Annotated in this window: 15 protein-coding genes; 9 read left to right on the top strand and 6 right to left on the bottom strand. The window is 37.6% G+C overall.

Annotation, left to right across the window (positions count from 1 at the left end; all coding sequences use genetic code 11):
- Positions 1–78 precede the first annotated feature (78 nt).
- The 3 genes from ribA (at position 79) to aroE (ending at position 3,197) form a co-directional block, all read left to right on the top strand.
- Positions 79–681: a GTP cyclohydrolase II gene (gene ribA / locus B9T27_RS01190; protein WP_171263295.1), complete on the top strand. Its 603-nt coding sequence runs from the start codon at positions 79–81 to the stop codon at positions 679–681.
- Between the two features lie 132 nt (positions 682–813).
- Positions 814–1,755, top strand: a complete 942-nt coding sequence (hemF, locus tag B9T27_RS01195; protein ID WP_086205037.1) for an oxygen-dependent coproporphyrinogen oxidase — start codon at positions 814–816, stop codon at positions 1,753–1,755.
- A gap of 653 nt (positions 1,756–2,408) precedes the next feature.
- A complete protein-coding gene (gene aroE / locus B9T27_RS01205; protein WP_086205039.1) occupies positions 2,409–3,197 on the top strand; it encodes a shikimate dehydrogenase in 789 nt (262 codons plus the stop codon).
- Between the two features lie 57 nt (positions 3,198–3,254).
- On the opposite strand, the gene B9T27_RS01210 is transcribed toward aroE, so the two are convergent.
- Positions 3,255–5,570 carry a hypothetical protein gene (locus tag B9T27_RS01210; protein WP_086205040.1) on the bottom strand — a complete coding sequence of 772 codons (2,316 nt, stop codon included), beginning with the start codon at positions 5,568–5,570 and terminating at the stop codon, positions 3,255–3,257.
- 327 nt (positions 5,571–5,897) lie between these two features.
- Between B9T27_RS01210 and B9T27_RS01215 the strand changes: the two genes are divergently transcribed.
- Together B9T27_RS01215 and B9T27_RS01220 are read left to right on the top strand one after the other, a co-directional pair.
- Complete coding sequence (locus B9T27_RS01215) at positions 5,898–7,721, top strand: acyl-CoA dehydrogenase C-terminal domain-containing protein (protein ID WP_086205041.1); 1,824 nt, start codon at positions 5,898–5,900, stop codon at positions 7,719–7,721.
- A 108-nt stretch (positions 7,722–7,829) separates the two neighbouring features.
- Positions 7,830–8,213: a hypothetical protein gene (locus B9T27_RS01220; RefSeq protein WP_086205042.1), complete on the top strand. Its 384-nt coding sequence runs from the start codon at positions 7,830–7,832 to the stop codon at positions 8,211–8,213.
- Positions 8,214–8,744: 531 nt separating this feature from the next.
- Here the strand turns inward: B9T27_RS01220 and B9T27_RS01230 are convergent.
- Both B9T27_RS01230 and hemW read right to left on the bottom strand, forming a co-directional pair.
- On the bottom strand, positions 8,745–9,242 hold the full coding sequence (locus tag B9T27_RS01230) for a hypothetical protein (protein WP_086205043.1): 498 nt from the start codon (positions 9,240–9,242) through the stop codon (positions 8,745–8,747).
- A 73-nt stretch (positions 9,243–9,315) separates the two neighbouring features.
- Complete coding sequence (gene hemW, locus B9T27_RS01235; RefSeq protein ID WP_086205044.1) at positions 9,316–10,470, bottom strand: radical SAM family heme chaperone HemW; 1,155 nt, start codon at positions 10,468–10,470, stop codon at positions 9,316–9,318.
- 116 nt (positions 10,471–10,586) lie between these two features.
- Here hemW and B9T27_RS01240 point away from each other — a divergent pair, with 116 nt between their 5' ends.
- Both B9T27_RS01240 and B9T27_RS01245 read left to right on the top strand, forming a co-directional pair.
- Positions 10,587–11,048, top strand: coding sequence for a DMT family transporter (locus B9T27_RS01240; protein ID WP_086205045.1), 462 nt, complete (start codon positions 10,587–10,589; stop codon positions 11,046–11,048).
- 33 nt (positions 11,049–11,081) lie between these two features.
- Complete coding sequence (locus B9T27_RS01245; protein WP_086205046.1) at positions 11,082–12,440, top strand: MATE family efflux transporter; 1,359 nt, start codon at positions 11,082–11,084, stop codon at positions 12,438–12,440.
- Between the two features lie 61 nt (positions 12,441–12,501).
- On the opposite strand, the gene B9T27_RS01250 is transcribed toward B9T27_RS01245, so the two are convergent.
- On the bottom strand, positions 12,502–12,711 hold the full coding sequence (locus B9T27_RS01250; protein ID WP_086205047.1) for a DUF1737 domain-containing protein: 210 nt from the start codon (positions 12,709–12,711) through the stop codon (positions 12,502–12,504).
- Positions 12,712–12,911: 200 nt separating this feature from the next.
- Here B9T27_RS01250 and B9T27_RS01255 point away from each other — a divergent pair, with 200 nt between their 5' ends.
- On the top strand, positions 12,912–14,210 hold the full coding sequence (locus B9T27_RS01255; protein ID WP_086205048.1) for an ABC1 kinase family protein: 1,299 nt from the start codon (positions 12,912–12,914) through the stop codon (positions 14,208–14,210).
- A gap of 145 nt (positions 14,211–14,355) precedes the next feature.
- Here B9T27_RS01255 and crcB read toward each other — a convergent pair whose 3' ends face one another.
- The gene (gene crcB, locus B9T27_RS01260; protein WP_086205049.1) at positions 14,356–14,736 is read right to left on the bottom strand and encodes a fluoride efflux transporter CrcB; all 381 of its coding nucleotides are present in this window, start codon (positions 14,734–14,736) and stop codon (positions 14,356–14,358) included.
- A gap of 197 nt (positions 14,737–14,933) precedes the next feature.
- Here crcB and B9T27_RS01265 point away from each other — a divergent pair, with 197 nt between their 5' ends.
- On the top strand, positions 14,934–15,272 hold the full coding sequence (locus tag B9T27_RS01265; protein ID WP_086205050.1) for a HopJ type III effector protein: 339 nt from the start codon (positions 14,934–14,936) through the stop codon (positions 15,270–15,272).
- Between the two features lie 156 nt (positions 15,273–15,428).
- On the opposite strand, the gene B9T27_RS01270 is transcribed toward B9T27_RS01265, so the two are convergent.
- Complete coding sequence (locus tag B9T27_RS01270; protein WP_086205051.1) at positions 15,429–15,839, bottom strand: GFA family protein; 411 nt, start codon at positions 15,837–15,839, stop codon at positions 15,429–15,431.
- Between the last annotated feature and the right edge of the window lie 6 nt (positions 15,840–15,845).

Genomic DNA, 15,845 nt, shown 5'->3' on the forward strand with positions numbered 1-15,845 from the left:
CATACATGACAATTCTAGTAATGTCCTAGCATTACGCTATACTTTAACCCAATTTTTAAACAATAAATGGATGTGCCTGTGCCGATTGAATTTGTTGCAACCTCTAAACTACCTACGGCTTTTGGTGATTTTAAAATCACTGTTTTTCAAGATCCAAAGACTGGTGAAGAACATGTGGCACTTTCTAAAGGACTAGATACGCCTCCCACTGAGCCTGTTTTGGTTCGTATCCATTCAGAATGTTTAACTGGCGATGCCTTTGGTTCGTTAAAATGTGACTGCGGTCCACAATTACATAACACCATGCAAATGATTAATGACGCTGGACAAGGTGTGATTTTATATTTACGCCAAGAAGGTCGTGGTATTGGCTTGACCAATAAAATTCGAGCCTATGCACTGCAAGATCAAGGGCATGATACCGTCGATGCCAATTTGTTGCTTAACCTGCCTGCTGATGCTCGAAAATATGACATGTGTAATATCATGCTCGATCAGCTCAAGATCAAACAAGTAAAGCTTATTACCAATAACCCACTCAAACTTAAAGCCCTAACGGATCAAAGTATTGAGGTCGTTGAGCGCATTCCACTGACAGTCGGTCTGAACAAATTCAATGCAGATTATTTAAAGACCAAGCATGACCGTATGTCACACATGTATAATAAAGATGATTTTTAAATCAAGGATCACGCTCTAACTCTGGATTTTTGAATAAAAAGCTCAAAAATCCCTTAATGTTTTTATGGTTTTGTGTTTTGATGTAATTAGTCCTTGAATTTTCTTCTTTAAATCTTCCATATGAGGGGCATCATGCAGAATCCAACTTCAGCTGACATTCAACGCGTTCGTGAATTCCTCCTCGATTTACAAGCACGTATTTGTGCTGGTCTAGAAAAACAAGAGCATGCAGGTGGTGGAACTGCAACATTCGAAATTGATGATTGGCAGCGCCCTGAAGGTGGTGGTGGCCGTTCACGAGTCTTGCAAAATGGTCAGGTCATTGAAAAAGGTGGGGTGATGTTCTCACACATCAATATTTCAAAACTACCTGCCTCTGCAACAGAACGTCATCCACAAATTGCTGGTGCAAAAGCGCAAGCACTTGGCGTCTCTTTAGTGATTCATCCTAAAAATCCGAATGTCCCGACTTCACATGCCAATGTACGTTTATTTGTAGCAGAACCTGAAGGACAAGATCCTATTTGGTGGTTTGGTGGTGGTTTTGACCTCACTCCATTCTATCCAAATGATGCTGATATTTTATCATGGCATCAGAAAGCCCATGATTTATGCGCACCCTTTGGTGAAACCCTTTATGCTGAGCATAAACAATGGTGTGATGATTATTTCTATTTAAAACATCGTGATGAACAACGTGGCGTCGGTGGTTTATTTTTTGATGATTTAAATCAGTGGGATTTTGAAACCTGCTTCAAATATATTCAAGCAGTAGGTAATGCTTACCTAGAGGCCATATTACCAATCTTTAAAAACAATCAAGATAAACCTTATAGCGAAGCACAACGCGACTTCCAAATTTATCGTCGCGGTCGTTATGTCGAATATAATTTAGTATATGACCGTGGTACTTTATTTGGTTTGCAAACGGGTGGCCGAATTGAATCCATTTTGGTGAGTTTACCCAACTTAGCCGGTTGGTCGTATCGTCCTGAATGGGATGAACATAGTCCAGAAAGACGTCTTGCAGAGTATTATTTAAAACCACATGACTGGTTACAAGAACTCAAATAAAACTTAAATCAGCTCTAATTTTTACTCAAATTAAGTCAAAATTAGAGCTGATTTTGCATCATAACCCGCTTCATCTTCTCTGACTTCAAAACAAAATGATCATGCTCAATTTCCAGCACATCATGTCTCATAAATACTTAGAAATGATTACTCACAATTGAATTGATAACTTTTCGCAAATAAATATCTTTATCATTTAGACCTGTTTAAACTGCATCCAGATATCACCTTTAAGCTTAATACTTCATGATAGAACAGCTCTCGCTCTATCATCAGATTATAGTTAGTTCAGCAAGTGATCGAGATTATTTATGTTTAGCGTTATGATGAATCACAAAATTAAATTATCATTTACAATGTTATTACTCATTGTATGTTCAATTGCCGCCACTATTATTTCCAATAACACCCTCTCAGACAGTGTATCCATTACTTCAGGTGTACTACTCAGTCTTGGACTAGTTGTAATGATGGCATTTATTATATTAGAAGCACTTGAAGCAATCTGTAATCCTTAAATCCAATGCTTTAAATTCAAAATAGTCGTTCTATTGTCCTCCCTCCCATCCTATCATTTAAAACTGAATCTTTGGCACTCAATTCAATTTCACGTATATTGTTGCTCATTCAAATCAATATACGGACATTTTGACATGAGCAAGCAATTCGCTGTGATTGGTAATCCCATTGAGCATTCTCGTTCTCCCGAATTACACCATGCTTTTGCCAAAAAAATGGGGATTGACTTGAAGTATGCCAAACGCTTAGCTGCTTTAGATGGTTTTGAAGCAAGTGTAGAAGATTTTTTTGCCCAAAATGGTACAGGCATGAATGTCACCGTCCCCTTTAAAGAACAAGCTTTTGCCCTATGTACTGAGCTGACTGAGCGTGCGCGGATTGCCAAAGCTGTCAATACGCTGTGGATGCAAGATGGTAAACTTCATGGTGACAATACCGATGGACAAGGCTTGGTCGATGCTATTCAAGCTTTAGATTGGAATTTATCTAATGCAACGCTATTGATTATTGGTGCTGGAGGCGCAACCCGTGGTGTGATTTATCCATTGGTAAAAGCTGGCGCAAAAAAAATTGTCATCGCCAATCGAACTCTAGCGCGTGCAGAACAGTTAGTGAATGATTTAAAAGATGCAGTTCCTGAAGCTGAACTATCTGCATGTAGTTTAGAGCAATTACAGGGTAATTTTGATATTGTCATCAATGCAACTTCTGCTAGCCTGTCTGGCGATACATTGGTTCTGCCAGAAACATTAACATTTAATTATGCGTATGAAATGGCCTATGGCAAACCATCTAGCTTTTTAGATCAAGCTAAAGCGCGCCACGTTCCGACTGCTGACGGTTTCGGCATGTTAGTTGGACAAGCCATTGAAGCCTTTTCAATTTGGAATGGTGTTAAGCCAAATTTAAAAGACTTCATCTAAAAAGCTGAACAAAAACCGCATTTGAGGTTTTTGTTCAGTACAGATCTATTTTACATCCTATTTTTTAAAGGATTTTTGAACTTTTTCAAAGGTCGTCCGATATAAATCATAATCAATATACTCCAAACTGTCTTGATTAAGCTTTTCTATAGACTTTTGCGAGAGTTTATTATTTCGGGAGTCATCAAAGGCCTGTGCCAAAATGTTAGCGGTCGCTTTTAAGCGTGCTTTTTCTTGAGCATCTAAGTCTTCACCTTTCTGGAATTGCTCATCATAGTAATGTTCAAAAACAGTTTTTGGCGTTTTATATTGCTGCACAAATTTATTCCACGCTTGGCGATCTTTAGTGGCATTGATCGCTTTTAGAACAACACTATAAACTGTATCACCCACACGATCATCAAATTGTTCACTCAACTCAAGATGATGCTTTTTCGCTAATTGCTCTAATTCAGCCAATTCTTTGCCTTGTGGGTTAAATATACTCTCCCCCGCATAGCCATAAGCATAGACACGTGCGATTTCATTTAATTCGGTAATTGAATAAGACTGTACTATTTCCGGCTGTTCAGCAGTCAGTTTCATAATAAAAACGGCTTGATAGGTTTTCATATATGATTTTGATGTGTCATAAACCTGTACCGCTAGTTGGTCTAATTGTTCATCTAAAGACAATTGTTTAGTCACTTGCGTAGATTTTGATAAATCTTGGTCTGAAATACCAAACGACTTACCCATGCCTTTAATCATACTTTCGAACATTGAGCCTTTGCTGATCTCTTCAATCGACTTCGCATTTTTTAACTCATTGCGATTAATAGGTGTCGCATTTCCATAATTAAACGCATTAAAATCAGCTTTAAATTTAAAACGCCCGAAATCATCAACCACATAAGCTAAATCATAATCTACTTTTACAGCACGACCTTTTTGATCTAAACCAACATCGACCACAAACGGATTCTGTTGTTGAGGTTTAGTCAGTACCTTATGAATCTCTGCCTGATGTTTTTCCCATAGCAGCTTAAATGCTTGTACATCTTTAAATTCTGAAGTCGCATATTGCTCGAAAACACGATCTAACTCTGATGCCTCAGCAGAGAAAATAGCAGGTTTTTTTAATGACTTGGCTTTTGTATTCTGTCTATTCAATAGATCCACATCATATTCAGCCTGACAATAAGTAATATCACCCATCACAGCTTTCGCATTTTGTTCTAATATGACTTCACATTGTGCGCGACTAAGATAATGGTCTTCTGAGGCAGCTGCATCTTCCACAGCAGATTTCATTTCACCTTCTGAAACCTCAGCAGCATCTATAGCTTCGGCTGATGCAACCGCACTCTCCGACTCATCCGAGATCTCGAGCATTTCTGCCTTAGTCACAGCAGTTGCAGTCGCTACTGCATCTATATCTTCTTCAGAAGCTGGATGGGCGACGTGCGCATTGACCAACTTATACAGCTTTTGGCTAGAACGATAGGCATCTGCTTCGTCTGCACTCATATCAGAAGTGGCGTAATCATCATGCTCTTCACTTGAAGAAATACGAGTCTCTGTTCCTGCATTAACCATTTTGGCATCTGCCTTGGCCATCTCTGTTGCAGTTAAACCTAAAACAGATTCAGTAAAATAACTGCGATTGACCTTATCAAATAAACGCATTTGCATGATCATTTCTTCTAAAGACATATTTAGACGAATTTTTTCAACCACACCTTGCGCTTTGTCTTGTGACGTTAATGCAATTATTTCAATATCTTTGGGGTTGGCGAGTGAATATTGCAACATGGTTGTTTGTTTTAAATAATCTGCCAATTTTTTTACATCAACACGATTAATTTCAGCTTTATATTTTGAAAAATCAATAAAAGCAAAATTACTTTGGTTATCTTGATTAACCAAATATGGCATTAAGGCAAAGTAATTGGTGTAAAACTTATAATTTTGAAAATCAACAATCATCGGCACTTTGGCTTGTACCAATAAAGTTGGCTTCTCATATTTAGTCATTAAATTTAAAGCCGCCATTTTTTGCTTATAATGTACGGAACCATCATAACTAAACTGCAAAGAATCGAATAAATTAATGGCAAAATCTGTAAAAGCCTTTGATTTATTTGAACGGTAAGCTGAATCTTCTTTATGTGCAATTGCACGATATAAATCTTGTTTTTGCTGCGTTGTTAAATAAATTTTTTGTGCATGCAAATAATCATTCACTTGCTTTTCTAAACGCGCATCAAGGGATTGATTTTGAGCTTTTGGCTGATCTTTTTCAAATCCAAGCTTAAAATGACCATTAAAATCATAACTTGGATAGTCATACATCGCATTTAAGCCTTTTGCAGCACGCTGATCAAGGCTCATAGTACTATTTTGATTGGATTTTATGACATGAGATGAACACGCTGAAAGGCTCAGCCCGAATAGACACAAACTTAAATATTTTAAATGCATAATATTCTGATAACACCTTATTTATTTATAATTTAAAATGGAAATAAAAACTAAATCAACAAAGTTAATTTTCTAAATTCTATCAAGAAACAACCAATCTGACTTATATTTTTTCTAGAAAGTTCGCCTTTCTGACATTTTTTTCAGAGGCTCTTATCAATGTATTTACATCACTAAAAATGAATAATTCGAACATTGATTGAAAAGTCCAAAACTATTTTTAAATTAGGATGACACATGCCTGCATATAAAGCTCCACTACGTGATATTCGTTTCTTAATGAACGAAGTTTTAGATTATCCTGCACACTATAAAACGTTATCCATTGGTGAAAATGCTGATGCTGATACAGTAGATATGATCTTAGAAGGCGCAGCAGATTTTTGTGAAAATATACTATCTCCTTTAAATCAATCAGGTGATGAAGAAGGATGTCACTTTGATAATGGCGAAGTGACGACACCAAAAGGCTTTAAAGCAGCCTATGACCAGTTTGTACAAGGTGGTTGGCAAGGTCTGTCTTATCCTGAAGAGTTCGGTGGTCAAGGTTTACCAATGTCTTTAAACTTGGTTAAATCTGAAATGATGGGTACGGCTAACTGGTCGTTCACCATGTACCCAGGTTTAAGCATGGGTTGTATGAATACCATTATGCAATTTGGTACAGAAAAGCAAAAAAATACCTATATGCCACACCTCGTTGCGGGTACATGGTCAGGTACCATGTGTTTGACTGAACCACAATGTGGTACCGATTTAGGTCAAGTTAAGTCAAAAGCTGAACCTCAAGCAGATGGTACTTATAAGATTACAGGTACCAAGATTTTTATCTCTGCAGGTGAACATGATTTAACCGAAAACATTATTCACATCGTTCTTGCTCGCCTTCCAGATGCACCTGCAGGTACTCGTGGTATTTCATTGTTTATTGTGCCGAAGTTCCTTCCAACTACAGATGGCGGTGTCGGTGAGCGTAATCCTGTAAGCTGTGGTTCAATTGAACACAAAATGGGAATTCGTGCATCAGCAACTGCTGTTTTAAACTTTGATGAAGCAACTGGTTACCTGATTGGTGAAGTAAACAAAGGCTTACATGCAATGTTTACTTTTATGAATACCGCACGTATTGGTACGGCTGTTCAAGGCTTAGCACATGCCGAACTATCATTCCAAGGTGCTTTACCTTATGCCAAAGACCGTATGTCTATGCGTGCTCTTTCTGGGAAAAAAGATACCGATAAAGTTGCCGATGCAATCATCCACCATGCTGACGTACGTCGTATGCTTTTAACCCAAAAAGCGATTGCTGAAGGTGGTCGTTCAATGATTTATCATGCAGCACAGCTTGCAGATAAAATGACCGATGCATTGGCTCAGGGTAATCAAGCAAAGTTTGATGAATATGATGATAAACTTGGCTTCTATACCCCAATTTTAAAAGGTTTTTTAACGGAATTAGGCCTAGAAGCATCAAATTTAGGTATGCAAGTATTTGGTGGTCATGGTTATATTAAAGAACACGGCATGGAACAAATTGCACGTGATGCACGCATATCAACCCTTTATGAAGGAACCACAGGCATTCAAGCACTCGACTTGATTGGTCGTAAAGTTTTATTGTCTTCTAAAGGTAAAGTGATTCGTGACTATACTGCTGAAATCTTAAGATTCTGTGCTCAACATGCCACCAATAAATATATGCGTCGTTTTGCATGGGACTTAACCAAGATCTGTGCGCAGTGGAACGCTTTAACTGTTCGTATCATGCTTGCTGCACGTAAAGATCGGGATATTGTTTCTTCTGCTTCTGTAGACTTCTTGATGTTCTCAGGTTATGCGATGATGGCATTTTATTGGGCGCAACAAGCTGCAGTTGCATCTGAAAAATTAGCATCGGGTACTGGAGCTGAAGTTCCTGAATTTTATAAAGCCAAAATCAAGCTTGCTGATTTCTACTTTGAACAATTGTTACCCCGTACTCAAGGTCATGCCGAGTCAATGGTGAATCCATCTCGTACCATGATGTCTTTAGATGCTGAGCATTTTAGTTTTGATTACTAAGTTATAAATTTAGAAAAGTTAAAAGAGCGCTGAGGCGCTCTTTTTTATTAAACACATTTAAAAATGTGATATTTAATATATTTTAAAGTGTTCTAAAGGACATATAAATTGAATAATCCCCAACCTATTGACCCACGTCATTATTCGGTTCGACCAGAATGGATATGGACGAAAGATAATGAGAACTTAACAAAAACAGCATCACTTGTTGTGAATTTAAAACATCATAAAATTGGGTATTTACAACAGCAATTTGAACAATGGCTACAAAAGCTATCAGCAACAAAACTCAAAACAGCAGAATATGCTTACGGTGGTTGTGGCTTCAAAATTCTTGCACAATCTGATACCGAGATTCAGCTAATTCTATTTTCAGCAGGACAAGATGCTTTAGAATCTTTGGATGAATTGGTACAAAATTTATATAGCGAGATTATTCTTCACGATCCAGCAATTGAAGTCTTGTGGAAAGAGCTTCCATTACAATCATAATGGCAGTAGTACAACAACTTTAAATTATATTGAAGGTCAATCAAGCTTATATTTTAATGGTTTTAGACACTGAAATTTTTAGTCTTGATGATTAAGATTTAGAAAATTAAAAAATCGCTAAAGTTCTATTTTTTATTATTTAATAAGATTAACCAAAAGAGGTCTGCTATACAGTTTAATTATTCAGACCACTTTATATTAAAATATATAGTACTTCTTTAGAGAGGTAAGATAATATGGTATTACTTAGATTCAATAAGGAATACTGAAATGATGAAGTTTTTAAAACAGAAGAATAAAACCAGTTTTGTATTCTTCATCATGATATTTTACTCGATTATCGGAATAGGTTTAGGCTATCTTATTGCTGAATATGTTTTATAAAAATTTTAATAACTTTATTATAGTTTTTATTGCCAAGTAAAAAAGAGCGCTAAGGTGCTCTTTTGTTTATTTTATAAATACTTTTGCCTAATCCAAAAAATAAAAAAGCTGGATGCTAGAAACCCCACATCCACATTAGCACTAAAATCAATTTTTTTCTTGAGTGGCAACCTGTTTCACGGTTTTAATCATTTTTAATCTGCCCTTTTCCAGCACATAAAAACGAACAGTTAAGCTGTCCACCTCATAATTATGATTCATGTGTTCTTCCTGAGTCACCAGCAATCGACTGCGAGGGCTTGTTGCGACAACATCTTCTGAATTTTCCTCACCACCAAAATTAGCCTGTAACAACTTCCCCGTACGCTTACTTACAAAAGAATACATACGGCAACTCGCACCACAACCCCTCATAGTTGTGACATACTCCCCTGCGAAATCAACTTTTTGTTGCAATGCTTCATTTAAGCGGGTGCGAAACATTCGCGCACTGGGATCAGAAATATCTAATTTCGCTGTTGTACCCGCATAAACCGATTTGACTGGAGAATCGCTAAATTGAGGTACTATATTTTTTGCATTGGTTAGCGCTGTTATTGTTATCATCGTTATTACAAATAATATCTTAATAAGTCGTTTAATCATGATGATATCCAAACATTTTTATTCTTAATTTGTCTAAGCATCATAGCAAAAGCACATGTTATTCACATTATACTTACAGAAACTCTTCCAAAACAGAGTTCAAAAATATATGTCCTTGCTCGGTACAGGCTAGTCGTTTTTGATCTTCAACCATCAGCTTGCGTGAGCGTAATGACGTTAAAACTTTATCTAAACTTGCCAAACTTAAACCTGCACGCTCCGGATAAAGCTGAGCTTCAACACCGTCATTTAAGCGCAAAGCATTCATCATAAATTCAAATGGCATTTCTTCTGCTTCAATCTTTTTAAATTGAAGATTATCGGCGGGTACTTTGGCTAAATAATCTTTTGGTAAACGCGTTTTTTGAAAACGATATACGCCTTCAGTCTGTGTGACTTTACCGTGCGCCCCTGCTCCGATTGCTAAATAGTCCCCAAACTGCCAATAATTTAAATTATGTGCAGAAGGCTGTTCTTTACGCCAAGCTGAAACTTCATAGTTCACAAAACCATGCGCCTTTAAATAGGCTTCACCCTGTTCTTGAATGTCTTCCAACACATCATCCACTGGTAAAACAGGCTGGGTTCTAAAGAACACAGTATTCGGCTCAATGGTCAATTGATACCATGAAATATGCGTTGCACCACTTTCCACAGCCAGTTTTAAATCATACATCGCTTGTTCTAAAGTCTGCTCAGGTAAGCCATGCATCAAATCAACATTGATCCGTTTAAAACCTGCTTCTTTGGCTAAATAAATAGCATTAACAGCATCATCATTACTATGAATACGCCCTAATTTTTTAAGATGATCGGTATTAAAACTTTGTACACCAATAGAAAGGCGATTAATCCCAGCCTCTAAATAACCAGCAAAAGGATCGTGTTCAACCGTTCCAGGGTTAGCTTCCAAAGTGATTTCACAACCCGCTTCAAAGGGAATAATATTTTTAAGCTGAGCAAAGAGCCATACATAGCCTTTAGCTGAAATAAGAGATGGCGTACCACCACCAATAAAAACACTATGAATCTGACGACCCTGAGCAAAATCAATCTGCGTCTTAAAATCTTCGACCAAGGCTTTTAAATATTCTTGCTCTAAATCTAAAGACAACTCCCCATCTGGCACCGCATGTGAATTAAAATCACAATATGGACATTTACGCACACACCACGGCATGTGTATATAAAGTGATAATGGAATCAGTGCAGGATTTAAATCAGCCAAGGAACAAGCTCAGAATAAAATAAAAAGCTATTTTAGCATGCCTTTACAGGAACACTGCGCGAATGTGATTGAATTGATTTAGACTATTCCTAAGCAATAAGAATAAAAGGGATAACATGCTTAAAATTTCCAGTCAGTTTTTCATATTGATTCCTTTGGCCATGGGCATTGGGATCGCCATGGCCTTTCAAACAGCCCTTAATGCACAGTTACGAGAATATTTGTATTCTCCCTTACAAGCTGCCCTTTTATCCTTTTTGGTTGGTACAATAGTTTTAGCTATATTGGTGTTTTTTCAACAAGGACAAAAACCAAATCTTGAAACGTTAATACATATCCCTTGGTTTCTTTGGTTAGGTGGATGTTTAGGTGTGTATGCAATTAGCACCAGTATTTTTACTGCACCGAAACTTGGGCTGCTAACACTCTCTGGTCTTATTATTTTTGGACAAATTGTGATGTCGATGATTTTTGATCAATTCGGCTTACTAGGTGTCGAAAAAACACCAATTTCATGGTCTCGCTTTTTCGGTGCGATTGTTATTTTTTCAGGGGTTCTATTAACCCTACAACGCTAAATTCATTTTACGAATCCCCAAATGAGTACTTTTGTGTCAAATGTTTCAACGGTCACGACCACACGCTTTGAATTAAAGCGACTCTTCCACCTCATGATTCCCATTCTCATCACGCAATTTGCCCAAGCTGGTTTTGGTCTCATTGATACCATTATGGCAGGACATTTATCAGCACAAGATCTTGCTGCTATTGCAGTTGGTGTTGGTCTCTGGATTCCTATTATGCTGCTGTTTAGTGGCATTATGATTGCAACAACACCGTTAGTTGCCGAAGCCAATGGTGCACGTACTCCTGAACAGATTCCATCGATTGTACGTCAATCTCTTTGGGTAGCATTGGTTTTAGGAATCATGGCAATGCTGATCTTACAGACCATGCCTTTACTGCTTCCTATTTTAGGGGTGCCTGAAAACTTATTACCTAAAGCCAGTCTATTTTTGCATGCAATTGGTTTTGGTATGCCTGCAGTGACGATGTATGCAGCATTAAGAGGTTATTCGGAAGCTTTGGGTTATCCTCGTCCAGTGACTGCAATTAGTTTGATCGCGCTGGTGGTTTTAATACCGTTAAACTTTATTTTTATGTATGGCATTGGCCCAATTCCGCATTTAGGCAGCGCAGGCTCTGGTTTTGCTACCGCTATTTTACAGTGGTTGATGTTTATCACCCTTGCGCTGTATATTTTAAAAGCACAACGCTATCAAAAAACCCAACCCTTTGCACTGTGGGAAAAACTCAATGCCTATTGGGTTAAACGTATTTTAAAACTGGGACTACCAATTGGCTTAGCCATTTTCTTTGAAGTCAGTATTTTCAGTACCGCTGCAATTGTTTTAAGTCCTTTGGGTGAAACCATTATCGCAGCTCATCAAATTGCGATTTCAGTCACTTCACAATTATTTATGATCCCGATGTCACTTGCAATTGCGCTCACCATTCGGGTTGGTACTTATTATGGTGAAAATAATTGGTTGGCAATGCGAAAAGTACAGCATATCGGTCTAGCCACTGGAACTATTTTTGCGTTCATCACTATGGCGTTTATGTGGTTATTTCGCGCTGAAATCGTCGCAATTTATACCTCCGATTATGATGTTGCCAAAGTGGCAATGTATCTTATTTTATTTGCGATTGCATACCAACTCATGGATGCATGGCAAGTCAGTGCTGCGGGCTGTTTACGCGGTATGCAAGATACTAAGGGGCCAATGTGGATTACCATGCTCGCCTATTGGATCATTGCATTTCCAGTGGGAATTTATCTTGCCCGTTTTACCGAAATGGGTGCTGCAGGGGTTTGGATCGGCTTAATTGTCGGCTTAAGTGTAGCTTGTGTCTTATTACTGACACGTCTATATATGAATAATAAGAGATTAAGTCTGAACATCTAACTCTACTTTTTGAATCCGTTCTACCCCCTCCTTTTCGAAGGAGGGTTCTTGAGCTAAATTGCTATAGTTGAACAATAGCATCCCTCAAGCGTTGTGGTATTGCAGACTCATCCTGAACCTCTTTCATCATCGCTTGCCCGACAATAACATCCACCCCATTAAAGGTCATAGTCGGTGATCCATACAGTTCATAGCCATCATTTAGTGCTTTGGTCACGCGTGCACAAAATTGCACATCATCTTTACCCGTTAAATAGCGATATACTTTCATAGCAGCATTCTTCATCAAAAATTTAGACATTAATATTATGTATATTAAGTCATCGATTGGTTTTACTTCAAATAAAAATCAATTAATTTTATAAATAACCAATTAGAAACAATATCTTAACAATTTAAAGTAGGCAGCATGTAGATTGTCGCCTATGATCAAAATAGAAAAACTTTATCGAAGTTTAAGGATTAATACGAATGTCAAAAAATACAAGCACACCGGGGCGACGTTTTATGAAGCTTGCGAGTATGACAGCAAGTATCGCAACGAAAACGGTGTCAAATTCCATTCGTAACTTTAATGCAGATGAAGAACAAAAAAATGAAGCACGCAGTAAATTATTTCAGGATATTGGTATACAAATTGCCGACACCTTGGGAGAAATGAAAGGTGCGGTAATGAAAGTAGGACAAATTGCTTCACAGTACAAAGATATCTTTCCACCAGAAGTCGCTCGAGCCATTGCAAAACTACAACGTCAAGCTCCTCCCATGCCCTTTGCTGAAATTAAACATCAAGTCGAAAAAGAACTGGGCAAACCTTTAAGCAAAGCGTTTAAACACTTTGATGAGCAACCTTTTGCCGCAGCATCTATCGGACAAGTACATCTAGCAACGCTACTCGATGGCACAGATGTCGTGGTCAAAGTCCAATATCCGGGTGTGGATACCGCCTGTGAAAGTGACTTAAAACAGGTGCGTTTAGCACTGCGCTTAATGGGCGTATTAAAAGTGGATAAAAAATTACAAGATCGCTTATTTAAAGAAATTCAAGATAGCTTACATGAAGAACTGAATTACGAAATTGAAGCTCAAAACTTACAAGTCTTTCGTACTTTCCACCAAACCTTAGACAGTAAAATTATTATTCCTAAAGTGTATAGCGAATATTCAACCCGTCGTGTTTTAACCTTAAGTCTTGAAAAAGGTGAAAGTATAGAAACCGCCAGCACTTGGGATTTAACGATTCGGAATGATATTGGTCGTCGCCTAATTCAGGCTCTAGGGCAACAAATGTTCTTTCTGAAACGTTTTCATTGCGACCCTCATCCAGGTAACTTTGCCTTTAGAGAAGATGGTAGTGTGATTATTTATGATTTTGGTGGTGTGAAAACCTTATCCAATGACATCATTCAGCATTTTAAAGCCTTAGTTCGAGCAGCACGTAAACAAGATATTGTAAGTATTGAAGAACACTTAACCTCTTTAGATGCACTCGCTGAAAAAGGTAAATTCCCAGATGAACTTTATAAAGCATGGTTAGAGGTACTGTTACGCCCCCTCACGACACATTATGATTTTGCAGAAAACTCTGCACATCACGATGGTATGAAGTTAGTCAAAAAATCATTGAAATACTGGGATGTATTTAAACCATCACCCGATACTCTCATGGTTAATCGTACTATTTCAGGACAATATTGGAATTTAATTCACTTGAAAGTCCATGATAATTTAAATGATCTCTTTGAAAGTTTAGTTCCTACTCAAGACTAGACTATTCAACTGGTATTTAAATTTAAATCAGTCTGTGTATTTCGTTAATTTTATTTTAAGTTTCGCGTTATATATTCAAATCATATTTGAAGTCTAAGTGCTTTCCTCCTGCTTAGACTTCTTTTTTTATGTGTAAATTTAATGTTTATTTTGTATTAAGAATAAATTGAAATACATAAAAACCGATGGCTAAACACAACACACCAACCGTGACACTCGATACCGTATACGCCAGTGCGATCGGTAAATGTCCCTGACGGAGTAACTGAAAAGTCTCCAATCCAAAACTTGAAAATGTGGTAAAGCCACCTAAAACGCCCACCATAAAGAATAAACGTGTTTCATTCATTAGGATAGAATAGCGCTGCGTCAATGCAAAAAATATTCCTGCCAAGAAGCAACCCAACAAATTGACAAACCACGTTGTCCATGGAAATAAGCTTAAGGGTTTAGCAATAAGTAAGCCTGCACCATAACGCAAACATGCACCCATTGCACCACCACAAGCGATTAAAAGCCAATTCATGCACTACTTACTCCTCTTGTCTATAAATCTTGTTTGATCCAGCATTGATGTAAACCAGTCATCGTCAAATTTAATCGATGTACCATGACTAAGTAAAATCAGCGTATTCTGAATGAGAATTTATCCTACGCTTTCTAATGTCTGTTCCAAGCATTTTTAGTTATGATGCTTAGTTAAAATGGAAAGGAATTAAATTCATGACTCAAGAATTACTGAAACAACTTCAATCTGGCACAGCAAAATTTGCCGATGTGATTGCATTTATTGATGCACGTTATCATCACACACCAACTGCATTTAGTAATGGCCAGCAACACAACGCTGCTACTGAAAACCAAGGCAGTGCGAAAGTTTTTTCATTCGCTCAATTGAATAACTTGGATCGATCACAAACCTTAAGCCTCTTTGCAGAACATTATGCCGCTGTATTGGCAACACCTGAAGCAACTGATCATCAAAACATCCGCCAATTTATGCAACATGGATGGGATGGAATTAGAATTAAATTTGAGGGTTCAGCTTTAACAGCGAAATAAATTCTCTCACTAAACTAGAGATGATTCAGTCACACGTGAAAGACGACATACATATCGTCTTTCACGTACCAAATATAGTCAAGACAGCAGTTATTTTAATATTTCTAATAAAACTATTATTGATTAAACACTCAAATTCAGAACAAAACTATCGAATTATGGTCGTTCATCATACTGCGCTAAACCATCACAAATGGTATCCCACTCTGCCATTGAAGCTACAAAAATATGCTGTGTCGGTTTATGCTCTAGAGGCGTATCTAATGTCCCTATACGCAAGCGATACGTATCCGGTGTTTCAGCTTTAATACTCATAATTGGTGAAGCACACTCACTACAGAAACAACGTTGAGTTGTTGCCGTTGACTGATATTTTTTCAGTAAATGCTCACCTTGTAGCAGCTTAAAATCTGCTTTTTGAATTGGTGCATTGGTTGCAAAAGCAGATCCATTGGCTTTACGGCAACGTTGACAATGGCACTGGACAATATCACCGATTTCGCCATGAATTTCATAACGTATACCGCCACACAAACAACTTCCTGTATACAATTTTTCTTGAGCCATCAAGGT

The sequence above is a fragment of the Acinetobacter sp. ANC 4648 genome, from assembly GCF_002135345.1.
Lineage (GTDB): Bacteria > Pseudomonadota > Gammaproteobacteria > Pseudomonadales > Moraxellaceae > Acinetobacter.